The organism is Microcoleus sp. OTE_8_concoct_300, assembly GCF_031383065.1.
Classification (GTDB): domain Bacteria; phylum Cyanobacteriota; class Cyanobacteriia; order Cyanobacteriales; family Microcoleaceae; genus Microcoleus.
Genome location: NZ_JANMZH010000825.1, coordinates 14,100 through 37,608, shown reverse-complemented (window position 1 = coordinate 37,608; position 23,509 = coordinate 14,100). Strand labels below are relative to the sequence as shown.

Sequence of the window (23,509 nt, the reverse complement as noted above, 5' to 3'; positions counted from 1 at the left end):
GTTTTCGGTACATGAACGAAAGTGATGCTGTGCATGGCTTTTGACTGATTTTACCTCATAGTCTTACACTTTATCCGCGCCGATCGCGAGTCAAAGTCTTTTCAGATAAGGCTTTTAGGCTTATTCAGCAAGCCCTAATTAATTAATTAATTATTTTTCCGTTATTTGTGAGGACTTCTTCCATCCATTGTAATGTGCGTTCAACTCCCCAGTCTCTCGCTGCTGCATTACAGTGATGATGTCCCCATCCCAAATTGTAACGACAGTGATTATATACTCCGGCTCTGAGTTCCTTAACATGAAATAAATTTGCTGTGGTAACTGTCAAATCAGGTACATTTCGACCTTCAGCTTGTTCCACGCGGGACGCCAGTTCTTGAGCTAGGATAGGCTTCAAGCAAAGAGGGCAAACGGTACGCTGTTGGCTATCTATTATTCGGTTTTTCTGAAGTATAGCGATTCTCAGATAAATGAGGTATACAGAAACCCTGTATTGTCAAGCTTTCCAGGTCAAAATTCGTACCTCACCTTTTTGAGAAAGGCTATAGGTTAAGATCCCTCAGTCCCATGTCCTGACATTTATCTTCGATTCTTGCCTTGCATTCTTCAGGATTCTGTATGCCTTCTTCTCGCGCCATATCAATAATTCCGTCGGTTTGCCACACAAGGAAAGATAACTGATATTTAGTAGCTTCTATTTCTGTTTTTGAAGCATACTCATAAATCCTAATTCCTGCCCCTTGACCGCCACTCTCGCTATCTATGTACCCATGCCTTTCAAGAGAGTCTCCAGGACTGGTAGTATCTGGTACGCGGGCAAGGTATTGACCTCCTAGTGGTGGAATTCGAGAATTGGCGGGATGCCAACCATAGTGACTTGGAGGGTAGTGAATCCATTGAGGTCTAGTTTCATAAAATACTAATAAATTTTGTCCTAGCTGTAAGTTTTTTGGTAAATCTGATTTACAGGTTGGAGGAGTGTCGGAAAAGTATTCCTCTGGATGGGCAAGAACTATGTAACTATTTTCAAATCCTTCTGGTGGTGGGACAACCCCAGCTTTCCACGAACTCAGCGGTATTAGGACTGTACTACATCGGAGGACGCGGTTTTGATAAACAGTATCTTTCTCTGCACCTCTGGTTTGACCTGTCTTTTCAACTTTTCTCGCTATTGCTGCTGGCAGACCAAGTTTATAGCTCAACCGAGTATTTTTAGCTTTAGCATTTTTTTTAGCTGTCACTCTTCTACCTCTATACCATAGTTAGCAAAGAGAGCAGAAATAGATATATCCAGGGCTTTTGTTAGATTGTCAATATTCTCCAAAGATGGATTGCGCTGACCTCTTTCTATGCTCGAAATGTAAGTACGATGAAGTCCTGAAATTTCGGCTAGGTGTTCTTGTGATAGATCGAGTTCTCGCCGACGCCGCCTTATGGCTTTTCCAAAACGCTTTTTGATATCTATTTCACTTTTTTGCTTCAAGGTACAATTATGAAAAAATGTAGACAATAAATCTACAGACTATAAATAAACTTTTATAGACAATAAGTCTACATATTATAAGTAAAGTAATGAATTTTATAAGTAACATAAATGTCTGGCAATGGTTCCGAGACAAGAAAATGCTCAACAGCAATTCTGCTGCCTAGGTGCGATCGCCCCCACACCCCGTCGAAGTTATTCCCCTAGACACTGGTCAGCTTGGTTAACAGCCCTATGCTAGTAGTTATATTGGCCTTAAACCCGATCGACCCGGAGGAAGTCCTGACTATACAGAATCCCCCTTCGCCGACTTTTGCAATCCGAGTTGCACACTATGACGATTCCAGCCAAACATCGTTTCGGCTTGACGGGCTCACCCTCGCAAGTAGTCTGGGGCGACTTTCGCCATGAAGTCTCGTTTGCGACTTCCCGTTAAGTTTTGGGCTGCATCGAGGAATCTCGCGAATCATTGCATCACTCAGCATCTTCTGGCTTTTTTGCAATCTAAAAAGGAGAGACAATCACCAATGGTGGCATGGCCTCTCCTCTATTCTGCCTGGGACTTTATTTTTTCCCAAGCCCCCAACTATTAACCGTTCCTAAAGAAGGATTAATCAATCAGTTCCGGCGTAGGAACTTGTGCATTAATCTGGGCCTGAGAAAACGAGGGCAGGGCCCAAGTTGTCTCACCCGCTTTAAAAACTTTAGCAGGGGTAACATTCACTTGAATACCACCCGTTGCTGCATTGGTTGTAGCAATTAGCTGCGTACCATCTACAACCTTAATAGCAACCGGTTCAGCCAAAGAAAGTGGCTCAGCCGCCGGGCCTAAAGTAGCTTGAGTCCCTGCTGGCACGTAAATACCATCGCAATCCCAATCATCATCTGTAATCTCACCGGCTGCCAGGAAATAAAGTTGCGTCGGCGATTTTTTCGGCTTATTAGCATAAACTGCCAGCGTTTGCCCGGTTGCATTACGGCACTGAGCCCGCTTTTTAGCCGTTTCAATCACGTACTTCTGCATTTGCAATTCGGCCAACCGCTGTTGGTACTGTTCAGGCGTATAACCCGCAGTCGAAGGATCGCTCTGAGCTGACAAAAGTTGATTCAATTCCTGTGTCACTTCCGCATAGTCAGCCCCCTTTGTGAAATCCTTGCCGGCCCAAGAAGGCTGAGCTACAGCTAAGTTTACGAAAAGCACTAAAGCCACCAGAATTACTTTGAAAAACTTGCTCATTTTTGTTATCCTTTGTGTAATAAATCAGAGTTTGTTCTTAGAAAACCCCTCCACTTTGCTGAAGTTATAAATTATTTATTTTTCAACTTCAGCAAAGTGGAGGAAACTTGAACCCTAGTTTACCTCAAATTTTTCGACTTGAGGTGCAGTCTCTAACGATTGATAACTGTCTTTAAGCAACATCAGCAGCCACAAGCAACTGATAGCTACAGTAACTACCGTTAAACCGCGATTCTCTAGAGTATGGCTATCGAGCAGGATCAGCGTACCCAGACCCATTAGAACGAAGGGAACAAGGGAATTACCGTAGCGGACAAGTAGGGTCGCGATCGCACTCATGCGAGTTAGTTGATACGCCACATAACACCAGACACCCACTAGCAAGAAAAAGACGCTCAGAATCACTAGCAGGCTATCCCAAGTGCAGTTAGCAAACAACGGGACATAAATCCCCACATTATCACCTCCATTAGCAAATGTAACCGCAGCTACACTATAAGTTTGTGGCGATAAAAGACTAGCAAAGATAGTGGATGGAGGCGAATCTGTAGCTGTATTTTCATCATCAGCCTCTGTATCTCGATTTAGCAGGCGGCTGACTCCAATGGCAATTGGTACTAACCCCAACATCCCCACCCAAGGGCGCGGCACCATCATACAGCCAAAGAAGCTAGGAAGACTAAGCAGCACGAGTGCTGCGAACCCAAGATATTGTCCTGTAACAATGTGTTGCCGTCGAAAAACAGCATTGACTTGGGAGAAAAACAGCAGCAAGATGACAATATCATCTAAATTTGTGGCGGTGAAAGCTGTAATACCTGTGGAAATAGCGGTAATGAATTGGTTCATATCTAACTGCCTAGATTGTGAGGCTAGGATTGCGGGAATAGTGCCGGAGATTAATTGAGATTGAGGTGTTTTTTGCGTTAAAAATGTTACTTAACAGATTGGCTAGACAGACGCTCTCATTCACTTCTTAGTAACGTCGATTGTCACAGCTTGAAATAGCTTGACGCGGATAGCGAATGTGTTGAGAGCTTTTGAGTGGGAAGTAAAATTGGCATCACTTCTGCATATGGTTTTTGAGGCGTAAGCTGTAAAGGCCTTTGATGGCTGGCGGTTTTCATTGTTGCGTTAACGCTCTTGGATAGAGTGGATTTCATGGCAAACCTCACGGGTGAATGCCTAGTTGAAGCTGACTGGTTAATGTTCGCTGGCGTTTTTCTTTCATGCCTTTACTTTAGTCAAGATCCACTCATAAGAGCAAATGTTCTTTTTTATCAAATCAATCACTTCTCTTTATAGACTTGTGAGGAGTAATGCCAAAGCCAAAAACCGATCGCACCCCCTGGCACATCCCAAAATTCGATCGCACTCTTTCCCCCAAGTTATTCCTCAAGACACTGGTCAGCTTGGTTAACAGCCCTATGCTAGTAGTTATATTGCCCTTAAACTCGATCGACCTGGAAGCCCCTTGTTTAGCCTAATTCAAAACACTTCTGGCAAAGGAGAAATTCTAGAGGTCGTCTTCCGCAACGGTTGGGACTACATGAAACCAGTGCTTGTCGCAGAAAAAACGCGATCGCGGGCGAGGGTCCAACGCCATCACTTTTTGTGGCACAGTATATGTAGTGTGCCTGCGTCCAGGACTGTAATTCACAAAAATTGTTGTACTCAAAATTCATAACGGGCCAGCTTATCAGCGCAAAATTTTCCGATAGCGAGCTTCAATTACCGAGTAGATGCCATAGGCAATTAAACCCAAAGGTACTATACCCAAAATCACTGGACTAAAAGGCTGTTGTCCCAGAATTGCCAACACATCGCCCAATCCCTTCGTTTGACTGGCATCTGATAGCCTTGCTGCTTGAATAAAGAAAAAACCGATTATAACGAAAACAATCCCACGGGCAGCAATGCCAAATCGACCCAACCGTGTTGCCCAAGTTTGCTCGCTTTGGCTCATTTCATCTAGCTTGAAATGGCGGCGAAATTTTGCTTTATATGATTGGTAGAAATAAGAAAAACCTACACCAATAACAATTGATCCCGCCAATCCTACCAGCCATTGTCCAAATGGTTGCGCTAAAAGTTGGGCTGTCAAATCTTCGGTTGTATTGCTATTACCACCGCCCGAACCCATTATCAGTTTTACAGCCGTTAAAGCCAAACCTGCGTAACCTAAAGCACTCAAGGCGTAGCCAATGCGTTGGGCAATTCGCTTGGCATCGATTTTTTGTCCTTGGTGTTCTGGGTCGAGAATTGTCTGAACCATACGCAAAAGGAAATAACCAATAATGCCAATCGTTACAAGAAATAGCAGAAATTTACCGAAGGGTTGGTTAACAATTGCTGATAATGCACCGCTAGTATCGGTTGTTCTGCCGCCCGTACTAAAGACTGCTTGTGCTGCCAGAAAACCGACAGTAAAGTAAACTATGCCTTTGGAAGCATATCCCAATCTTGCCAGTCGCTCAAACCAGGGATGAGAAGCTGTCTGTCGAATTGACTGTTCAATGCTGTCGGTGGGTGAGTTGCGCGGTTTCATATTTTTTGACAATTTAGTTGTTAACGACTGCTGGCATAAGCAATGGTGCATTCCTTTCCAGTTAACAGAGTTCTTAAACAAATAATTTATGTTATTATTTATTAACTTAAAGATTAGCTTGTTTAAAACAAATTTTTATCTGTCTTGAGCGGGAGTGTCAACGGTTGATTGATTAATAAGTTTCACCTTTTTTGGGCTTGACAAATATAGCTTTATGGGCTATAATAAAATAGCTTCACTGATGCACCAGTCTGCCAGCGGTATAGTATATCTTTGATTAAAACTTCTTTAACCCAAGTTGAATAACAATTAGAATTGGCAGGGCTAAAAATCCTCCCCAAAAACCCAAGAAAAATCCGAATGCTGTCAAGAGAGCTAAGGTGTAAGCGGGAAGCAAAGATACCTGCTTTTTCATAATGATAGCTGTGAGAAAATTGCCTTCAAGACGTTGTAAGAATGGATGCGCCCCCGTGCGGCAGTTGGGAATAAAGCATCTATCGCCAACCGTCCGAGCGATCGCACTTAACTCAAAGCAGTATCATAAGTTTTTCCTCAACCATCTTCCATCAGGTGGATATTTTTTTATGGCATTAGACAGATGGCAAAGTTGGGCTAGTTAGATTAAATAGAGATAGAAGCAACATTTTGAAATGTTGAATAGGGACAATAGACCTTTTACCTAAGTCTATTTTTAAGATTCTAAATTGCCATTGTCGCAAGAAGTTGATGGTTCACAGGAGGATCTTAGGAAAATGGAATCAACCACAACGGCAGTGGCTGTGTTGAGTTCAACCTTTTATTTACGGAAATTGCCAAAATCAGTTCTAAAACATCAGGCATCCTGCCTGTGCTGAACTGACTTTTTAGGAGAACTCTAATAGCTAGCCACAAGGTGGTCGCTTGTGCCAGCAAGACAAGCAGAATCTCTTTCTTGCCTCGTTTGTTTTAACGATCAATTCAGCAATAAGGTGTATATAATGAATCAACCAGAATCCTTGTCTCAACCCCTGACGAACACCGAATTTGTCGCAACTTTTCGCTTGTTCAGTCGAGTTAGCTTCTGGATACAGTTATTCTTGGGTGCTGTTTCCGGCATTGTTCTAGTATTTGCTATGTTGGGTCGCAACATGAGCGAACAAACCAATAATAATGCAGGTATTGGTTTCGGGGTATTTTTAGCGATACTCGGTCTTTTATTGCTGTGCTTTAGAATTTATTGGGATTTTCGCTATCGGCTTTTAGGGAGACTTTTGCATGCCGAAAATTCCGAGGTTTATCCCAGCAAAGAACATATTACTCACACCTTACGGATTGGATTAATTTCTAGTTTGGTGGGGGTATTAATCGCGTTTGTCGCTTCAGAAGAAACAGTTGCTGTAGTCCTCGCGAAAACTCTCAGTCAACCGCAAGCGATGGCAGCTTATGCGCCAGAAAATGTGATTCGTTCCCTAGATATTTTTGTGACAATGGCAAACGTCAATCTGATTGGGGCTCACTTTTTTGGAGCTGTTACTTCTCTTGGGTTACTCAATTGGGTAGAGGATTAGTGGGCAGCATTAGCGATCGCTAATGGCAAACACATATCCTATGCGGTCAGGATTTACAAGGGCTGACCGATTTAACTAAGGTTTGTGGTTGCACTGTCTGGGCGAAAGAGAGCGAAGACAGCGCAGCTACAAGCTCAATAAGTTAGCTATTTGGATGAACATCTAATCTGAAATTGGCAGCGATCGCTCTAGAAAGTCAGACGTGGATAGCTGGGATGCCACCCAAAAACTAATGGCAATGATTGATAATTTGGGAAATATTTTTTTTAATAATCGGCTGGCAGATGATACAAAAAACGCAGAAAATTCTAAAATAGAAAAAGTACAGTAGACAGAATGCGAACAGAAATCAGCGAAACTCATCAAAATAATTAATAATTTTCCGAAGTAACTTAAATATCCCGTGATAAGTTGAGCAGTTGTTTAATAGGAGATCGGGTAATTTTTTGATTAGTTAAATTTTAAATTGTACGGACGATCGCGCTTGTCGGAGAGAAAAGGCGATCGCTCTTTTCGGCACAGTAATATGTAGTGTGCGTGCGTAATTGCTGTGTATATAGCAATCCTTGCAGGAGTCGTAAATTTTTTACCCCACCCCAGCCCTCCCCGATGCCTTGGGGAGGGAGTAAGAAATTCACAAATGATTTAGGATTGCTATATTACGATGAGGAGTAATGCCAAAGCCAAAAACCGCCCCCACATCCCAAAATTCGTGAAGCGAAGCTATCCCGTAGGGAATCGCACCCTTTGGGCCAAGTTATTCCTCAAGACACTGGTCAGCTTGGTTAACAGCGCTATCCTAGTAGTTATATAGCCCTTAAACCCGATCGACCCGGAGGCCCCTTGTTCAGCCTAGTTCAAAACACTTCTCGCAAAGGAGAAATTCTAGAGGTCGTCTTCCGCAACGGTTGGGACTACATGAAAAGCCTCCTAACCGGTCGCAAAACCGACGCACCCAGTCTCCCAACTCCAGCAGTTCTCCGCAACATCCTCGTCGAATTAGGCCCAGTTTTTGTCAAATTAGGACAATTGCTGAGTACCCGTCCCGACCTTTTGCCGGCCGTCTACATCGAAACCCTCTCCACCCTACAAGCGGAAGTACCGCCCGTCCCGTGGTCGGAAGTAGAAGCAATCGTCCGCAAGGAACTCACACAATCTCTCGAAGATACCTTCGCCAAATTTAACACTCAAGCTGTCGCCGCAGGTTCGATCGCCCAAACCCACAAAGCTACTTTAAAAGACGGTCGCGAAGTCGCCCTCAAAGTTCAGCGCCCCGGTATTGATATAGTCATCGAACAAGATATCGCCGTACTCCGAGGTTTGGCAGAACTTGTCATGCTCACAGAGTTCGGTCAACAATACGATATTGTCGCCTTAGCAGAAGAATTTGCGATCGCCCTGCGTGCAGAACTAGACTTCATTCAAGAAGCCAGCTACACAGACGAACTGCGCCGCAATTTATCTAAAAGTAAATGGTTTGACCCCAAACAAGTTGTGCTACCAGAAATTCACTGGGAGTTGACCACAAAAAAACTCTTAGTAATGGAATGGCTGAACGGAGTGCCAATTTTGTTAGGCGACTTGCAAGGAATTCGCCACAAAGGAGATGTAAATGCCGAACGCGAAGAAATTACAACGCTGCTTTGCCGCGTTTTCTTCCAGCAGTTGTATATCGACGGATTCTTTCACGCAGACCCGCATCCCGGCAATTTATTTTATCTCAAAGACGGCCGGATAGCTTTGCTAGACTGCGGCATGGTCGGCAGATTAGACCCCCGCACTCAGCAAAATTTGACAGAAATGTTGCTGGCAATTGTCGATTTAGACGCTCAGCGCTGCACTCAATTAACATTGGAAATGGCAGAATTTGCTCAGCCGAAAAGTTTAGCTGTTCTAGAAAACGATTTGGCTCGAATGCTGCGCAAGTATTACAATGTCAGCTTGTCGCAAATGAACTTGTCGGAAATTTTTTATGAGGTGCTGGAAATCACCCGCAAAAATAAAATTAGGCTGCCCAGCAATCTCGGTTTGTATGCAAAAACTCTAGCTAATTTGGAAGGACTGGCGCGTTCTTTTAATCCCCGGTTTAATATTGTAGAGCAGGTGAAACCGCTGATGACCGATATGTTTCGGCGTCAGTTATTAGGAGATGACCCGGTGCAAGCTCTGCTGAGAACTGCCCTGGATCTGAAAAGCTTGTCTTTGCAATCTCCGCGACAGGTGGAAGTGCTTTTAGACCGGGTTACTTCGGAAACTTTGAAGTGGAACTTGACACTAAAAGAACTCGATCCGCTACGCCGCACTCTGGGGGATTCTGCGAACCGACTTTCTTTTAGTATTGTGGTGGGTTCGCTGATTGTGGGGGCGGCAATTATTTCTTCTAACGCGCAAACTGCTCAGCTATCTTTTCTGAGCAACGGTTTATTTGGGGCGGCGAGTTTTTTGGGTTTTTGGTTGATTCTTAGCATTCTGCGATCGGGCCGTTTGCGCAGTTAATTGTCAAGGAGAAAAGGCGGAAATCATGATATATACCCTTTCTCAATTTTCGTGAGGTACACAGGCGACTAATTCCAGATCGGAGTGCCATTCGCAGAGATATCTTGAAATTATCCGCGTTAATCTGTGTTTATCTGCCTAAATCTGCGGTTTTCCTATCTACCGCACTATTGCCAATAAAGGCTATAGCATCCTCAACTTTTAACCAACATCTCTGACTTAAGATAGGCGATCGCCCGCAGCAGCTAAGTCTAAGCTAGAAATTGTTCCATAAACCTAATTGAGGCCAAAAATATGAGTAGCGGTCACGCCAGCCACAAAGGCTCTTCCACAAAACCCAATACCAACACTAACGGTCAAATTACATCCCCTGAGGACCAACCCGCGGACCCGCTAAATCAAGAAACATCCGGTTATCCGTTCCATAACGAAGCAATGGAAAATCCTGTTGCCACCGCGCGGCCAGGCGTTGAGGCTGAGTCTGGCGAAGAACAGCAATAGTTATATCGATTAAATTGGCATCGATATGCTATCTGCGACGCGGTTGATTAGATGTTTGATAAAAATTAGGTTTGTACTAATTACATCTTGCACTTCCAGAGTCCGCCAGGGATTTCAATCTCGGCCGGACTCTTCAGGCAGGTTAAGTTTTACCTAAAAACTTCAAGACTAAAAAGTCAAGTCCTTACGAGAAACCTATTTAACATAAAATTAAAGTTAGGAATTATTGCTAAATGAGCGAGATTAACCGAGTAGTGGAACAGGAAAAATTGCCGGAATTGGGATTAGTCTGTATTACAACATCCGATGCAGTGCGCTTTCGCACTGTCACCCGGAAGCGACTTTTACAGCTTTCGGAAATTGAACAAGAAAAAGTATTGCGCGAGCTTTATACAGACAACTTAAAGCGGCTTGACAAAGCGATCGACTTCTGTTCCGTTAATCTGATTAAGCTCTACCGCATGACTTCTGCACTGTTCCCTTTTTCAGATACAGATTTGGGGGAAGCAGTGCTACACTCCATGACTGAGGAATTGCGGAAGACGGGCGATCGCGCTCTTTCTTTGGGCATCCGCTTGGTACTCCACCCCGATCAATTTGTCGTCCTCAGTTCCGACAAGCTTTCTGTGGTTGCAAACAGCATTAAAATTCTCGCGGCTCATGCTTTAATTTTAGATATGTTGGGACAGCCCCGATCGCCCCAGGCACTGATGAACATTCACGGCGGCAAGAGCGATCGCACTTCGCAGCTCAAATCAGTCATCCGCGACTTGCCAGAATCCATTCGATCGCGCTTAACCTTTGAAAATGACGAATACGCTTACAGTTCCTCGGAAATTTTAGAAGTTTGTCTCGATATCGGCGTACCAATGGTTTTTGACGCCCACCACCACGTCATTCACGAACATTTAGAAACTTACGACGATCCCAGCGTGGCCGAAATGCTCGCAGCAGCCCGCACAACTTGGTCTGTTCCTGAATGGCAATTAGTACACATATCGAATGGAAAAGAGTTTTTTGCCGATCCGCGCCACAGCGATTTAATTACAGAAATGCCTAATTGCTATTATCAAGCTCCTTGGATTGAAGTAGAAGCTAAATTCAAAGAGTTAGCTATTGAAAAGTTGCGCGCCGAATGGTTGTCTGCGAATGTTCCACAATTTAGCAATGTCTCGTAGGGGCGGGTTTTACAAACAATAATTGCCTAAAACCAATCATCTTGAAAACCCACCCCCACCCAACGGTAAATCGCAAGAACAGGCATCTTGCCTGTTCCACAAAGAATGAATTTTCTTGTGGGGTGTCCCACAAGAACAGGCAAGATGCCTGTTCCACAAAGAATGAATTTTCTTGTGGGGTGGGCGTCCCGCCCGCCCAAGGGTAAATCCCAATCTACAACCCGCCCCCACCCAACGGTAAATCGCAAGAACAGGCAACATGCCTGTTCCACAAAGAATGAATTTTCTTGTGGGGTGTCCCGCCCGCCCGGTTTAGTCCGACAGTCCGACAGGGGTTTTTAACCCCTGTATCATAGCTAAAGTCCTCTAAAAGAGGACTAAAATAGATAGATATTGAGTTCATATTTCCAGTCGGTTTTAACCGACTTTAGCTTTGAGGCAGGGGTTTAAACCCCTGCCGGACTGCCGGATTGCCCTACTGTCGAACTGCCGGAATCGGTAAAAACCGCGTTAATACCAACTATAAATTATGTGCGGACGATACACTTTAACTACTTCAGGTCAAATCATCGCTGAATTCTTCAAACTGTCGGAAGTTCCAGACATTAAACCGCGATACAATATCGCCCCAACTCAATCAGTTGCCACAGTCACAGTTGCTGCCGAAAAAATGCAGCGACAGTTCCAATTTATGCGCTGGGGTCTGATTCCAAGTTGGGCAAAAGACATGAAAATAGGCAGCCGCATGATTAACGCGCGATCGGAAACAGTAGCCGAAAAACCTGCTTTTCGCAGCGCCATCAAGCACAGGCGATGTTTGATAGTCGCTGACGGCTTCTACGAATGGCAGCAGCAGGGAAAGAACAAACAGCCTTACTATTTTCAAACGGCAGACGGCGAAGCTTTTGCTTTTGCCGGTTTGTGGGAAAATTGGGAATCTCCAGAAAAAGAAAACATTGTATCTTGCAGTATAATTACTACTGCTGCTAACGAAACAGTGCAGCCGATGCACGATCGAATGCCCGTGATTCTCCCCGACAGCGATTGGGAACAGTGGCTCGATCCTGCTGTTAAAAATGCTCAGGAAGTTTTGCCGCTGTTAAAGCCCTATGCTTCCGAAGCCATGAAAGCAAAGGCGGTAAGTGCGATCGTCAACAGTCCCAGTAGAGACAGTCCCGAGTGCATTAGCGATCGGCAATAAATCCTTGGAGCGGACAAAACCGAGATAGTTTGAGTTATGATGTCAAATAATGTTTGAGTTGTAGCTTGGGTTTTCTAAGGATCAGTTTAACTCAGTTGTTATTTGCTCAAACATTTTTTTAATCTTAACATCAGTTAGAAGACAAAAAATATGATTGGATACGTTACACTCGGTACCAACGATATTGAAAGTGCAGCCAAGTTTTATGATGCTTTGCTTGCTGAAATTGGCGCTCGACGATTCATGGAATTCGACGGATTTATCGCCTGGAGCGTGTCTCCAGAGCTACCAGCACTTGCTATTACAAAACCATTTGATGGTAACACAGCAACTGTTGGCAATGGAGTAATGATAGCTCTTAGAGTTGACTGTCCAGAAAAAGTCAACTTAGTTTATAACAAAGCGATCGAACTTGGGGCTAAGGATGAAGGACCAGCAGGGCCAAGAGGCGTGTTGCCGGGGTTTTATGCGGGATATTTTCGGGATCTTGATGGGAATAAGTTGAACGTGTTTTGTATGACTGGGCCAAACACTTAAGATTTTTATTTTTCGTGAGGCGCTCCGAAAAAAAGCTATTTCCGATCGTTAGCTATTAGTTATCAATCCCTAAATAACAGTTGATAACTAATAACTAATGACTAATGACTAATAACTAAATTAACTCTCGTACATCCGCGCTTCAGCAGCTTCGGGATTTTCCTCGCAATACTCGTCAAAAGCCGTTTTGTCAAGCTTGATTGATCGCTGGTGAGAAGCCTCAGCCTGCATTTCCTCTACAATGTCCCACGCTACCGCGCACTCTCTAGAAGTAGCGCCTTTCTCGGCACAGATAGTTCTGGCCTCCGCGATCGCCTCTTCGATTTCTTCCTCAAATAAAACACTTTTCGGCTTCTCGACAAAATCGCTTTTTGTCAAGATATCCGTTACCGAAATAATGCCGAGCAGTTTGTCTTTAATCACCGGAGCCCGGCGGATTCGGGTATTGGCGAACAACCTCGCCACGTATTCCACGCCCAAGTCGGGATTCACGGTGATGCACGGTTTGGTCATAATCTCGAAAACACGGACTTTTTTCGGGTCTACTCCGTAGGCTGCTACTTTGTAAACAATATCCGTTTCCGTGACAATGCCGTAGGCGTCTTGTTCGTGGCGGCGTTCCACAATTAACGCGCGCAAACACAGTTCGTTCATCATCGCCACTGCTTCAGCTACAGTTGCCGAACCGCGAATGGTAACAACTTCTGTTGTCATAATATCTTGGGCTTTCATCATCATTTTTTATTGCTTCCCGCTTATGAAGTCTAGTGCGTCCCGATTTGGGGCAGCCCATTTGATTTGCCATCATCATTAGGACTTACGCTCAGAAACCCGGTTTATTATAGGAAAATATGGGGTTTAGTAACGATAAATCCAGTCAGCCACCGGGTTTCTGAGAAATCGTGCGATCGCAAACTAATCATAAAACCTTTAACGGCACTCGCGATGACAAGTTGCCTGAAACAGCCGATCGCTCAGACGGAACCGGACGATCCCGCGAGGAAGCGCTTGCAGAGGCGTCAGCCTGCGTGCGGCAAAGCAAGAGTGAAGCATTGGGGCGATCGATCCTTGAGCTGGTTGGGCCCAGATTTTCTAGCCCCAGTCTCAAAGAAGTAAAAGTTAACACAAACTAAGCAACTGCTTGCGCTCGCACAGATCCCCGCCTCTGATAAACTTGATTGCTGGGAGTGCAAAAGAGCACAAGGCACGCATCAGCAGTTGGGAGGATCTAGTTCGTGGACAATGTAATCGGTTTAGAGATCATCGAAGTAGTTGAGCAGGCAGCCATCGCCTCCGCTCGCTTGATGGGCAAAGGCGAAAAAGATGAAGCTGACAGAGTGGCTGTAGAAGCCATGCGGGAGCGCATGAACAAAATTCATATGCGCGGCCGCATCGTGATCGGCGAAGGCGAGCGCGATGACGCACCCATGCTTTACATCGGCGAACAAGTAGGTATTTGTACCCGCGAAGATGCCAAAGATGTCTGCAACCTAGATGAATTGATCGAAATTGACATCGCTGTTGACCCCTGCGAAGGTACTAACCTGGTGGCTTACGGTCAAAACGGTTCGATGGCAGTTTTGGCAATCTCTGAAAAAGGTGGTTTGTTTGCGGCACCGGATTTCTACATGAACAAATTGGCTGCTCCTGCGGCTGCTAAGAATCATGTAGATATTCGCAAAACGCCAACCCAAAACCTCAAAATTATCTCTGATTGTCTCGGCCGCAGTATTGAAGATTTGGTGGTCGTCGTGATGGATCGCGATCGGCACAAAGGTTTAATTAATGAAATTCGGCAAGCGGGTGCAAGAGTTCGGCTGATCAGCGACGGCGACGTTTCTGCAGCAATTTCTTGCGCGTTTTCTGGTTCCAACATCCACGCACTTATGGGTATTGGCGCAGCACCCGAAGGTGTGATTTCAGCAGCAGCAATGCGCTGCTTGGGCGGTCACTTCCAAGGGCAGTTAATTTACGATCCGGCTGTTGTAAAAACAGGTTTGATCGGTGAAAGCAAAGAGAGCAATATAGCTCGACTTAAAGACATGGGCATCACCGACCCGGACAAGATTTACAATGCTGAAGAGTTGGCATCTGGAGAAACAGTTCTGTTTGCAGCTTGCGGGATTACTCCCGGAACGCTGATGGATGGAGTTCGATTCTTTGGCGGCGGCGCTCGCACTGAAAGTTTGGTAATTTCTTCTCAGTCGAAAACAGCTCGGTTTGTGGATACAATCCATATGTTTGACCAGCCGAGATCTTTGCAATTGAATTAGTGATTAGTTAGTGGTTAACAGTTAAATGTTAACCACTAACAGTTAACGGTTAACAGTCACCAGTGATTAGCAATTAGCGATAAACTAAGAACTAATAACAGGTGACTGTTAACAACTAAGAAAGAAATAGTGACAAATCACAGATATGAATATTGCAGTCGTAGGTCTCAGCCACAAAACAGCGCCGGTAGAAGTTCGCGAAAAACTTAGCATTCCAGAACAAAAAGTTGAAGCGGCGATCGCCCAATTGCGCGGCTACCCCCACATTCAAGAGGTTGCAATCCTCAGCACTTGCAACCGTTTAGAAATTTATATTGTTACCAGCGAGTCCGAGCCGGGTGTGCGGGAGGTGATGCAGTTCCTTTCCGAATGCAGTAAAGTTCCTTTACAGTCTTTGCGCCCTCACCTGTTTATTTTGCTGCACGAAGATGCGGTGATGCACTTGATGCGAGTGGCTTCTGGCCTCGACAGTTTGGTGCTCGGAGAAGGACAAATTTTGGCTCAGGTGAAACAAACTCACAAACTCGCCCAGCAGTACAAAGGTGTAGGCAGAATTTTAGAGCGCTTGTTCAAGCAAGCTCTCACAGCAGGGAAGCGAGTTCGCACGGAAACTAGCATCGGTACCGGTGCGGTTTCGATTTCTTCGGCGGCGGCAGAATTGGCTCAAATGAAGGGTCAGCATTTAGCAAGCAGCAAAATTGCGATTATCGGTGCTGGCAAAATGTCGCGGCTTTTGGTGCAGCATTTGCTCTCAAAAGGAGCTAGCCATATTTCGATCGTCAACCGCTCTGTGCGGGGCGCCCTGGAGTTGGCCGGTCAGTTTAAAGATGCTGAATTGCATCTGTATCAGCTCTCGGAAATGATGCAGGTAATTGCCAGTTCTGACTTGGTTTTTACCAGTACCGCAGCTACAGATCCTCTGTTAAATAAAGCTAAATTGGAAGCGGTTTTAGACCCGAATCGCCCTTTAATGTTGGTAGATATTTCTGTGCCGCGCAACGTAGAATCGGATGCCAACGAACTCGCTAATGTGCGATCGTTTAATGTGGACGACTTGAAAGCAGTGGTAGCTCAAAATCACGAAAGCCGTCGCAAAATGGCAATGGAAGCTCAGGGCTTGCTGGAACAGGAAGTAGAGGCTTTTGATCTCTGGTGGCGCAGTCTGGAAACTGTTCCTACTATTAGCTGTTTGCGGGATAAGATAGAATTGATTCGGGAACAAGAGTTAGAAAAAGCTTTATCGCGTCTGGGTTCGGAATTTTCGGAGAAACATCAAGATGTGATTGAATCTTTAACAAGGGGCATTGTGAATAAGATTTTGCACGATCCGATGGTACAGTTGCGCGCTCAGCAGGATATTGAGGCGCGGCGGCAAGCGATGCAAACTTTGCAAACACTGTTTAATTTGGATGTGGATGTCAATCAGCAGTACAGCTAGTTTGTCATTAGTCATTAGTCATTAGTCATTAGTCATTAGTCATTAGTCATTAGTCATTAGTCAGTTGACAGTTGACAGTTCACAGGAAAGCAGTTATATCATGTCCGGTAGAGCGACCGGGATTTTTGTAGGGGCGGGTTCACCAACAATAAGCTGCTGTGCATCTAATTTAGACAGTCAATTTTTCTATAATTATTGTGGGATGGGCATCCTGCCCGTCTCTGTATTAAATTTAGATGCGTAGCAGCTTACCTGCCAATAATTGACCATCTCAAAAACCCGCCCCGACCGGGATATTATGGTTAATCGATCGGACATGATATTAGCCGTTGACCCGAAAGCAGGAGTCATATTATGTCCGGTCAATTACCATGAATAAAAATGCCTCCAACCCTTGCTGCAAAAGCATCATTCGGGAGGGTAAATTGCTCGAACCTGATATCAGTTATCATTCAACCAATAACTAATAACTAATAACTAATGACTAATAACTAATGACTAATAGGCGAATTTATCAAATAATCCTACTGATTGCGGGGCTAGGGCTGGTTGTTGAGTTTGCCTCCCGCATTGTGGCAGAAATTCTCTGGTTTCAGGAAGTTGGATATCTTCAGGTTTTTCTATTAAAGCTGAAAACTCAAGGGTTGCTGGGGGCGATCGCAATTGCTGTTTCTTCTGTCTTTTTGCTCGGAAATTTGGCTTTAGCCCGCCGCCTGCAACATCCCACAGAGGAAATGAAATCGCCGGTTGCGGGGGCGCTATTTGCTTCACTGAGGGCGAACAAAACGGGGAAGAATTACGAATTACCTGTTGCTAAATCCCAAATAACTTTTTCCTGGCTGCTGTTGGCGGTATTCGGATTGAGTTCGATCGCAACTTTGACAGTAATTCACTGCGGGCTGTTAGCTGCAAACAGCCTCACCTATTTCGGTATAGCTGGAAATTTGCCTGCACCGCCCGTGCAGTTGGGAATTGAGTCAATCCAGCAAATATCGGTGCAGCTATTTTCTCACTGGTGGCCGTTGGGCTTGCTGCTGGGGACAATTTTAGCTGTGGCAATTAAGCCGGATTTTTGGCTGCAGGCGATCGCCCTTTTTCTCAGTTTGGCGATCGGGCTGATTGCCGCCAGTCGCTGGACAAATGTTTTGCAATATTTTCACCCTACTAATTTTAACGCAACCGACCCTCTTTTTAATCAAAATATAAGCTTTTATGTCTTTATTTTGCCAATCTTAGATTTGCTAGGCTTGTGGCTGACAGTTGTATTTTTGTACAGTTTAGTATCTTGTGCTTTAACATATTTGCTGTCTGGAAATAGCCTGAGTCAAGGTAGATTTTTGGGGTTTTCTCGATCGCAGCAGCGGCACTTGTACGGGTTGGGTGCAGCTTCAATGCTAGCCGCCGCATTCCGCTACTGGCTGGGGCGCTACGCATTGCTGTATTCGCGGGGAGACGTTACTTACGGGGCAAATTATGCTGACGTGACGGTGCGGCTGCCCTGCTATGGATTTTTGAGTATTTTGGCGGGGGCGATCGCACTTTTGATGCTGTGCCAGGTTTACCCATTCAACATTAAAAATGAACTCATAAAAAAGATTATTTTAGCGTGGCTAACTTTAAGTTTTTTGGGAACTTGGCTGCTGCCAACAATTGTGCAGCAACTCCTAGTTAAACCCAACGAATTAGCACGAGAAAAGCCATACATTCAGCGCAGTATTGCCTTTACTCAAGAAGCCTTTGACCTCAAAAAAATAGACATAAAAACTTTTGATCCCGCCGGAAAACTTACTTATGCAGACTTAAAAAAAAATCAACTTACTATTAGCAACATCCGGCTGTGGGACAAGCTGCCACTGCTGCAAACCAACCGACAGTTACAGCAAATCAGACCCTATTATACCTTTCCTGATGCCGATATCGAGCGCTACACAATCAAAAATGAAAAAGCAAAAAAGGGAGATGCTGAAAGCCAACAAGTGTTTCTGGCAGCGCGGGAATTAGATTACACAGCAGTTGCCCCCGAAGCTCAAACTTGGGTGAACAAGCACCTGGTTTACACTCACGGTTACGGCTTTACTCTTTCTCCGGTAAATACAGTCGGTGTCGGCGGTTTACCCGATTATTTTGTCAAAGATATTGGAGTAGCAGCCCAGAAAGGAGAGACTGCTTTGGCAATAACCAGCGATCAAATTCGGGCCAGTATTCCGATCGGCTACCCGCGAATTTACTACGGCGAAATCACCGATACAGACGCGATGACGCCCACAAAAGTCGAAGAATTCGACTATCCCAGCGGCGAAGACAATGTTTACAATACTTACAGCGGTAGGGGCGGAATAGCGATCGGTTCTATGTGGCGGCGCTGGCTGTTTGCTAATTATCTCAAAAATTGGCAAATGGCGCTGACGCGCAATTTTACGCCAGAAACTAAATTGCTGTACCGCCGAAATATTAACAAAAGAGTCCGGGCGATAGCTCCTTTTTTGCGCTACGATTCCGACCCGTATTTAGTAGCAGCAAACGCCAATCTTACCAATAACGATATAGAAAAAGAAAAAGATGAAAATGGCAACGAGATTAAACCTTCACCCTCGGCTACTGATAAATCTCCCAACTATCTTTACTGGATTATCGATGCCTATACAGCGAGCGATCGCTATCCGTATTCTGACCCGGGAAATCATGAGTTTAACTACATCCGCAACTCCGTTAAAGTAATGATTGATGCCTACAACGGGTCTGTTGACTTCTACGTTGCCTATCCCTCCGATCCGATTATTAACAGTTGGATTGCTATCTTTCCCGGGCTCTTCAAACCCCTTGACAAAATGCCTCCGGCTCTCCGCAAACATATCAGATATCCAGTAGACTTGTTGAGCATTCAATCAGAACGCTTGCTAACTTATCATATGGAAGACCCGCAAGTATTTTACAATCGGGAGGATTTGTGGCGAGTTCCCAATGAAATTTATGGCAGCGAACAGCAGCCCGTAGCACCGTATTATTTGATTACGAAACTGCCAACGGAAACAGCAGAAGAATTTATTTTGCTGCTCCCATTTACACCAGTAAGTCGCAACAATTTAATTGCTTGGATTGCAGGGCGCTCGGATGGTGGCGATTACGGAAAATTGCTGCTGTATCTGTTCCCCAAACAGCGATTAGTTTACGGTCCGGAACAAATAGAAGCTTTAATTAACCAAGATCCCGTTATTTCCGAACAAATATCTCTCTGGAATCGCCAGGGTTCCAAAGCACTCCAAGGAAACTTATTAGTAATTCCCATAGAACAATCTTTACTGTATGTCGAACCTCTTTACTTAGAAGCCGAACGCAATAGTTTGCCAACTTTAATCAGAGTTATTGCTGCCTACGAAAACCGCATCGTCATGGCAGAAAATCTTGACTTGGCACTCAAGGCACTTTTTCAGAAACAATCTACCAATAAACCAGCAATTGTGCGACCTGTAGAAGGAACTGAACCAGCTTTAAAGAGTGAATGATATCAATTCCGGTTGCACTCCTCCGGAATTGTTGACTGTTGACCGTTGACTGTTGACCAAAAGCGTCCATGATACAAGCCCCCGGATTCATTCCTTCGCAGACTCAGGACCCAGAAATAAAAAACCTGTATCCGATGAAACTTGCCCCCGAATTTATCCGTGGGGTCAAGGCTTCAATCTAAAATCTAAAATCTAAAATCTAAAATCGATTGACTGTTGACTCCGGGTCGAAAAACTGAATGGTTGAGTGTTAAGTGTTGACTCGATTTTATTATTCCGATGCAACCGGAAACGATATAAATTACTGCGATTTCTGTTCGCTAGCAGCCTTGATATCCTGCCACCAAACATCGACATAGCGCCACATCAATCTCTCGTCTCCTCCAGAATCTAGTTTCACTGTCACCTCATAACGGTCAATATGCGTGAGCTCGCCAGTTTTGCCATTCAAATACAATTGTTTGGGATTGTCGGTGATAATTTCTACCCTTTGATTCAACAGCGGCAGCATCTTGGTAGAAGAACCATGAAACGGATTTTTGCCTTTGAGCACATAGCCGCCAATCAAAGATAAGTACATTGAAGCTAGGAAAAATACCGTACAAAAGCCCACAATTACCAGTGTTTTTTGTTGTGAAAAACTGGTATAAACGCTCACATACCCTACGCACATAGTTCCAAAAAACAACAAATTTGGCAGGTACAGCCCATCTTCCAGAAACACGCTACCAAAAAACATGAGGGCTACCTGAAAACCAAATAATACAGCAACCCAACTCCACCCAGTTAGCAACGATGCAGATAGTAGCCAATTCATAGCTATAGTAAGGGCGATCGCCATTGCTATTGCCCCAAGTGGTGCTGCATAATCGTACTGTCTGAAGGGAAGAAGAACAAAAAATACTAAAGCATAAGCAAAACCCGCAACAGCCAGTGCTAATCCACTAATTATTGCGTTCCAGTTCAGCATGGCGATAGATTTTTGGAGCGGTAAAGTAAAGCGTTCATCTTCTATTTTGATAGTAGCCGTTGAAAATTCCCAGCGGACTAAGACCAGAAATTCTAATCCTAGGGTGCGCCACAAGCAGCTTACCGCTATATTTAGGGGAGCGAACCGATTTGTTAACCAAGCGTGCTATCCCCGTTTCCGAAGGTGCAAATCAGCTACCTCAGAAGGTTGAATTTTCAAAAAATCAGATTATTTAGGGTCGATAGACTTAACAAATTGTTGCACAGGCTGCGGTAGAGCCGGCACAAAAGTCTTTCTAAAGCCCCTAACATCGAACACTCGCCACAAAATACCTACCGCTACCGTCAAGAAAAATAACGCTCCCAAAAAATTGAACACAGTAGAGAGAAAACCGCTGTTCCTTTTTTTCGGAGGTGTAATATGTGTCCTGCGATATACAGCCGGCTCGTAATCTCTCTCATCCTCGCGAGTGGGGGGCGGCGTTTTGGGGCGCGAACTCGCACTGCGCTTCTGAGTCAAACCCGTTTTATTAGTTTTAGTAAAACTGCTGGACGACTTCAAATCAGAAGTGCCGGGCGTCCCCGTTAACTCGCTAGCAGAAGCCCCCGTTTTGCCTACAGCAGCATCCTGAATTCGGCTGTTAGAGCGCTGACTCGATTTGCGTTCGGCGAGGGTCCGCATCAAAGTTTGCAATTGCTGAGTCGCCGCCGGCGGGCGTTCCCCTTTCCTGGCCCAATTTAACAGCATCGCCCCGGTAATCCCGCAGAGATTCGTAGTCCCCACAGAAGCCAGCCGCTTCAGCAGAGGCTGGCTGTTGGAAACAAAAATCACCAAGGCCTCCGGGTGTTCCTGAGCCAAACCGTAAACGCACTGAGCCGTCGCCACCACAAGCATTGCTTGCTTGCTTTGATTTTTGATCGAAGGTTCGAGAGCGCGGTGCGTCTCTTGAGCGTCTGTTGCAATCCAGCCGCTGTCGGCAAAAAAGCGCATAAACTCCCTAGCTACTTGCTCGATGGCCGATTCCACCGCTTCGTCGGTGAGACGATCTATTTCGTCGTACACTACTTCCGGGATATAGCAAGTTCCCACCTTGGCATATTCTTGCCACACTTGAGTTCTGCCAGCCATTAAAACATCTGTATCAAAAGTTACCAATAGAGGAGGAAGTTGATTAGCCATGAATTTATCCTATAGGCTCAGATAAGTTATTTAAACTTAATCGATCAAGTTTAAACAAATTTTGGGTTATAAAAAATCAACTTTTGGTAAGAGAGAAATTGCCCAGGGCGGGGAGCTTAATTGGAAATTAGTGACACTCCCGGGCCTGAAGGCGTGGGGATTCTTGCTTCGCAGGGATTCCCATGAATTTACCCTCATGCGGTGCATCTTGACCCTATGCCCTACGGCTGCAAGCCCTCGCTTGAGAACTACTTGTGCGGCTGCGACATCTCTGTCGGTTGTGTAGGCGTAATGGTGACACGAATGAACTCGTTCTGATAACTCTTTTTTGCCTGTTTCATTAAGGCAACTAGGACATATCTGGCTCGTCTTTTTGGCGTCTACTTTCTGGAAATATACACCGCGTTTAAAGCAAGTTTGCTCCAATATATTGAAGAATTCCCAAACCCAGCATCTAAGCAGTGCTTGGCTAACATCCCCGCTTTGGATCGGACCAGATTAAGGTCTTCGAGAAACACTATCCCTGCGTTATCGCAGATTTGATGTGACAACTTGCGATGCCAATCTTTTCGATAGTTTGCAAGGTATTCATGCAGCAATGCGACTTTTTCCGAAGCTCTTTTCCGGTTGTTCGAGCCGAGTATTTTTCGAGTAACGCGCTTTGGCAACAATTTAAGCTTGCATTCTGCGTCAGCAAAAAAGCTAGTTTTTTTAATTAAAAGCCCGTTAGAAGTTGCAACCAAATTAGTCAACCCTATGTCAATTCCTACGGGATTGCCGTGAGGAATTGTATCGGGAATCGAGACATCCCATTGCAATGTCAACATTATGTACCAGCCAGTAGACCGTCTAACTACGCGAGCTTGTTTGACGATTTCGCCCTGGGGGATGGGGCGCTCCTGCCAAAACTTTATGCAGCCAGTTACAGGCAGTTTAAATCGGTTGCTTTGATGGAAAGTTGTACCCAACTGCGGTTCGTTGAAAGACCTCAAAGCTCCCTTTTTTTTTAACCGAGGGAACCCCTGGCTTTGCTCGCACATACTGACGAAACTTTTTTCCAACCTCAAACGCGTTTGTTGCAGTAGGGCCGCGTTTACTCGCAGCAGTGCGGGGCTGGTTTTCCTGTATGTTGTTAAAGCCTTGCACTGACTTGAATAGGTCGGTAAGGGCCCGTCAGCAGGAATAATGTACTCGGAGCTTTTGGAGCAAGAGTTAATTTGACATTTGCGTGAGTTGTACCAGTCTTTACACTCTTTCAAGGCCGAGTTGTATACCTTCGGGCACTGTTCTAGCGAGTCTTCAAAAACTGCTATCTGTGTCGCTGTGGGCTTCAACTTAAATTCCAACGTCAAATTAAACACTTGCTTCACCCCCTTGACTCAGTATACAGCTGCCCTACAAATCCTCAAGGGGTTTCT

The 23,509-nt window shown here is 45.0% G+C and carries 25 protein-coding genes; 11 read left to right on the top strand and 14 right to left on the bottom strand.

The features are described from left to right. Window positions 1-142: 142 nt before the first annotated feature. The 5 genes from ACUVJL_RS36605 to ACUVJL_RS36585 form a co-directional block, all read right to left on the bottom strand. On the bottom strand, window positions 143-454 hold the full coding sequence (locus ACUVJL_RS36605; protein WP_445250302.1) for a BstXI family restriction endonuclease: 312 nt from the start codon (window positions 452-454) through the stop codon (window positions 143-145). A gap of 88 nt (window positions 455-542) precedes the next feature. Beyond that, a complete protein-coding gene (locus ACUVJL_RS36600; protein ID WP_445250301.1) occupies window positions 543-1,241 on the bottom strand; it encodes a BstXI family restriction endonuclease in 699 nt (232 codons plus the stop codon). Continuing rightward, window positions 1,238-1,510, bottom strand: a complete 273-nt coding sequence (locus ACUVJL_RS36595; RefSeq protein WP_445250300.1) for a helix-turn-helix domain-containing protein — start codon at window positions 1,508-1,510, stop codon at window positions 1,238-1,240. Before ACUVJL_RS36595 ends, ACUVJL_RS36600 begins: the two co-directional genes overlap by 4 nt. 583 nt (window positions 1,511-2,093) lie before the next feature. Further along, on the bottom strand, window positions 2,094-2,720 hold the full coding sequence (locus ACUVJL_RS36590; protein ID WP_445250299.1) for a hypothetical protein: 627 nt from the start codon (window positions 2,718-2,720) through the stop codon (window positions 2,094-2,096). Between the two features lie 114 nt (window positions 2,721-2,834). Beyond that, entirely contained in the window at window positions 2,835-3,569 is a 735-nt protein-coding gene (locus ACUVJL_RS36585) for a cadmium resistance transporter (RefSeq protein WP_445250298.1), read from the bottom strand. Between the two features lie 470 nt (window positions 3,570-4,039). On the opposite strand from ACUVJL_RS36585, the gene ACUVJL_RS36580 reads away from it, so the two are divergent. Beyond that, a complete protein-coding gene (locus ACUVJL_RS36580; RefSeq protein WP_445250297.1) occupies window positions 4,040-4,207 on the top strand; it encodes a hypothetical protein in 168 nt (55 codons plus the stop codon). 212 nt (window positions 4,208-4,419) lie between these two features. Here the strand turns inward: ACUVJL_RS36580 and ACUVJL_RS36575 are convergent, their stop codons facing one another. Together ACUVJL_RS36575 and ACUVJL_RS36570 are read right to left on the bottom strand one after the other, a co-directional pair. Further along, complete coding sequence (locus tag ACUVJL_RS36575; protein ID WP_445250296.1) at window positions 4,420-5,268, bottom strand: DUF1206 domain-containing protein; 849 nt, start codon at window positions 5,266-5,268, stop codon at window positions 4,420-4,422. 277 nt (window positions 5,269-5,545) lie between these two features. Beyond that, entirely contained in the window at window positions 5,546-5,683 is a 138-nt protein-coding gene (locus ACUVJL_RS36570) for a hypothetical protein (protein ID WP_445250295.1), read from the bottom strand. A gap of 562 nt (window positions 5,684-6,245) precedes the next feature. Between ACUVJL_RS36570 and ACUVJL_RS36565 the strand changes: the two genes are divergently transcribed. After that, window positions 6,246-6,815 carry a DUF3611 family protein gene (locus ACUVJL_RS36565; RefSeq protein ID WP_445250294.1) on the top strand — a complete coding sequence of 190 codons (570 nt, stop codon included), beginning with the start codon at window positions 6,246-6,248 and terminating at the stop codon, window positions 6,813-6,815. 461 nt (window positions 6,816-7,276) lie between these two features. On the opposite strand, the gene ACUVJL_RS36560 is transcribed toward ACUVJL_RS36565, so the two are convergent. Further along, window positions 7,277-7,453: a hypothetical protein gene (locus ACUVJL_RS36560; RefSeq protein ID WP_445250293.1), complete on the bottom strand. Its 177-nt coding sequence runs from the start codon at window positions 7,451-7,453 to the stop codon at window positions 7,277-7,279. A gap of 205 nt (window positions 7,454-7,658) precedes the next feature. On the opposite strand from ACUVJL_RS36560, the gene ACUVJL_RS36555 reads away from it, so the two are divergent. The 3 genes from ACUVJL_RS36555 (at window position 7,659) to uvsE (ending at window position 10,990) form a co-directional block, all read left to right on the top strand. Further along, window positions 7,659-9,311 carry an ABC1 kinase family protein gene (locus tag ACUVJL_RS36555; protein ID WP_445250292.1) on the top strand — a complete coding sequence of 551 codons (1,653 nt, stop codon included), beginning with the start codon at window positions 7,659-7,661 and terminating at the stop codon, window positions 9,309-9,311. 294 nt (window positions 9,312-9,605) lie between these two features. Continuing rightward, complete coding sequence (locus ACUVJL_RS36550; protein WP_445250291.1) at window positions 9,606-9,812, top strand: hypothetical protein; 207 nt, start codon at window positions 9,606-9,608, stop codon at window positions 9,810-9,812. Between the two features lie 233 nt (window positions 9,813-10,045). Then, entirely contained in the window at window positions 10,046-10,990 is a 945-nt protein-coding gene (uvsE, locus tag ACUVJL_RS36545; RefSeq protein ID WP_445250290.1) for a UV DNA damage repair endonuclease UvsE, read from the top strand. 26 nt (window positions 10,991-11,016) lie between these two features. Here the strand turns inward: uvsE and ACUVJL_RS36540 are convergent, their stop codons facing one another. After that, entirely contained in the window at window positions 11,017-11,262 is a 246-nt protein-coding gene (locus ACUVJL_RS36540; RefSeq protein ID WP_445250289.1) for a hypothetical protein, read from the bottom strand. Window positions 11,263-11,519: 257 nt separating this feature from the next. Between ACUVJL_RS36540 and ACUVJL_RS36535 the strand changes: the two genes are divergently transcribed. Next, complete coding sequence (locus tag ACUVJL_RS36535; RefSeq protein WP_445250288.1) at window positions 11,520-12,191, top strand: SOS response-associated peptidase; 672 nt, start codon at window positions 11,520-11,522, stop codon at window positions 12,189-12,191. A 150-nt stretch (window positions 12,192-12,341) separates the two neighbouring features. Next, window positions 12,342-12,728: a VOC family protein gene (locus ACUVJL_RS36530; protein ID WP_445250287.1), complete on the top strand. Its 387-nt coding sequence runs from the start codon at window positions 12,342-12,344 to the stop codon at window positions 12,726-12,728. Between the two features lie 120 nt (window positions 12,729-12,848). Here the strand turns inward: ACUVJL_RS36530 and ACUVJL_RS36525 are convergent, their stop codons facing one another. Next, window positions 12,849-13,466: a CP12 domain-containing protein gene (locus tag ACUVJL_RS36525; RefSeq protein ID WP_445250286.1), complete on the bottom strand. Its 618-nt coding sequence runs from the start codon at window positions 13,464-13,466 to the stop codon at window positions 12,849-12,851. Between the two features lie 164 nt (window positions 13,467-13,630). Between ACUVJL_RS36525 and ACUVJL_RS36520 the strand changes: the two genes are divergently transcribed. The 4 genes from ACUVJL_RS36520 (at window position 13,631) to ACUVJL_RS36505 (ending at window position 19,942) form a co-directional block, all read left to right on the top strand. Further along, a complete protein-coding gene (locus ACUVJL_RS36520) occupies window positions 13,631-13,861 on the top strand; it encodes a hypothetical protein (protein WP_445250285.1) in 231 nt (76 codons plus the stop codon). A gap of 102 nt (window positions 13,862-13,963) precedes the next feature. Then, window positions 13,964-15,001, top strand: a complete 1,038-nt coding sequence (glpX, locus tag ACUVJL_RS36515) for a class II fructose-bisphosphatase (RefSeq protein ID WP_445250284.1) — start codon at window positions 13,964-13,966, stop codon at window positions 14,999-15,001. Between the two features lie 145 nt (window positions 15,002-15,146). Beyond that, entirely contained in the window at window positions 15,147-16,439 is a 1,293-nt protein-coding gene (locus ACUVJL_RS36510) for a glutamyl-tRNA reductase (RefSeq protein ID WP_445250283.1), read from the top strand. A 494-nt stretch (window positions 16,440-16,933) separates the two neighbouring features. After that, window positions 16,934-19,942, top strand: a complete 3,009-nt coding sequence (locus ACUVJL_RS36505; RefSeq protein ID WP_445250282.1) for a UPF0182 family protein — start codon at window positions 16,934-16,936, stop codon at window positions 19,940-19,942. 301 nt (window positions 19,943-20,243) lie between these two features. On the opposite strand, the gene ACUVJL_RS36500 is transcribed toward ACUVJL_RS36505, so the two are convergent. The 4 genes from ACUVJL_RS36500 to ACUVJL_RS36485 form a co-directional block, all read right to left on the bottom strand. Next, a complete protein-coding gene (locus ACUVJL_RS36500; RefSeq protein WP_445250281.1) occupies window positions 20,244-21,026 on the bottom strand; it encodes a hypothetical protein in 783 nt (260 codons plus the stop codon). 114 nt (window positions 21,027-21,140) lie between these two features. Further along, window positions 21,141-22,091 (bottom strand): PIN domain-containing protein, encoded by a 951-nt coding sequence (locus ACUVJL_RS36495; RefSeq protein WP_445250280.1) that lies wholly within the window; start codon window positions 22,089-22,091, stop codon window positions 21,141-21,143. Window positions 22,092-22,157: 66 nt separating this feature from the next. Further along, a complete protein-coding gene (locus tag ACUVJL_RS36490; protein WP_445250279.1) occupies window positions 22,158-22,517 on the bottom strand; it encodes a zinc ribbon domain-containing protein in 360 nt (119 codons plus the stop codon). Then, window positions 22,472-23,452 carry an RNA-guided endonuclease InsQ/TnpB family protein gene (locus ACUVJL_RS36485; protein WP_445250278.1) on the bottom strand — a complete coding sequence of 327 codons (981 nt, stop codon included), beginning with the start codon at window positions 23,450-23,452 and terminating at the stop codon, window positions 22,472-22,474. Before ACUVJL_RS36485 ends, ACUVJL_RS36490 begins: the two co-directional genes overlap by 46 nt. Between the last annotated feature and the right edge of the window lie 57 nt (window positions 23,453-23,509).

Coding starts and splice junctions, on each gene's coding strand:
- ACUVJL_RS36590 (WP_445250299.1), bottom strand. CDS start 2,720: ATGAGCAAGTTTTTCAAAGTAATTCTGGTGGCTTTAGTGCTTTTCGTA.
- ACUVJL_RS36585 (WP_445250298.1), bottom strand. CDS start 3,569: ATGAACCAATTCATTACCGCTATTTCCACAGGTATTACAGCTTTCACC.
- ACUVJL_RS36580 (WP_445250297.1), top strand. CDS start 4,040: ATGCCAAAGCCAAAAACCGATCGCACCCCCTGGCACATCCCAAAATTC.
- ACUVJL_RS36575 (WP_445250296.1), bottom strand. CDS start 5,268: ATGAAACCGCGCAACTCACCCACCGACAGCATTGAACAGTCAATTCGA.
- ACUVJL_RS36570 (WP_445250295.1), bottom strand. CDS start 5,683: ATGAAAAAGCAGGTATCTTTGCTTCCCGCTTACACCTTAGCTCTCTTG.
- ACUVJL_RS36565 (WP_445250294.1), top strand. CDS start 6,246: ATGAATCAACCAGAATCCTTGTCTCAACCCCTGACGAACACCGAATTT.
- ACUVJL_RS36550 (WP_445250291.1), top strand. CDS start 9,606: ATGAGTAGCGGTCACGCCAGCCACAAAGGCTCTTCCACAAAACCCAAT.
- uvsE (WP_445250290.1), top strand. CDS start 10,046: ATGAGCGAGATTAACCGAGTAGTGGAACAGGAAAAATTGCCGGAATTG.
- ACUVJL_RS36535 (WP_445250288.1), top strand. CDS start 11,520: ATGTGCGGACGATACACTTTAACTACTTCAGGTCAAATCATCGCTGAA.
- ACUVJL_RS36530 (WP_445250287.1), top strand. CDS start 12,342: ATGATTGGATACGTTACACTCGGTACCAACGATATTGAAAGTGCAGCC.
- ACUVJL_RS36525 (WP_445250286.1), bottom strand. CDS start 13,466: ATGATGATGAAAGCCCAAGATATTATGACAACAGAAGTTGTTACCATT.
- ACUVJL_RS36510 (WP_445250283.1), top strand. CDS start 15,147: ATGAATATTGCAGTCGTAGGTCTCAGCCACAAAACAGCGCCGGTAGAA.
- ACUVJL_RS36505 (WP_445250282.1), top strand. CDS start 16,934: ATGACTAATAGGCGAATTTATCAAATAATCCTACTGATTGCGGGGCTA.
- ACUVJL_RS36495 (WP_445250280.1), bottom strand. CDS start 22,091: ATGGCTAATCAACTTCCTCCTCTATTGGTAACTTTTGATACAGATGTT.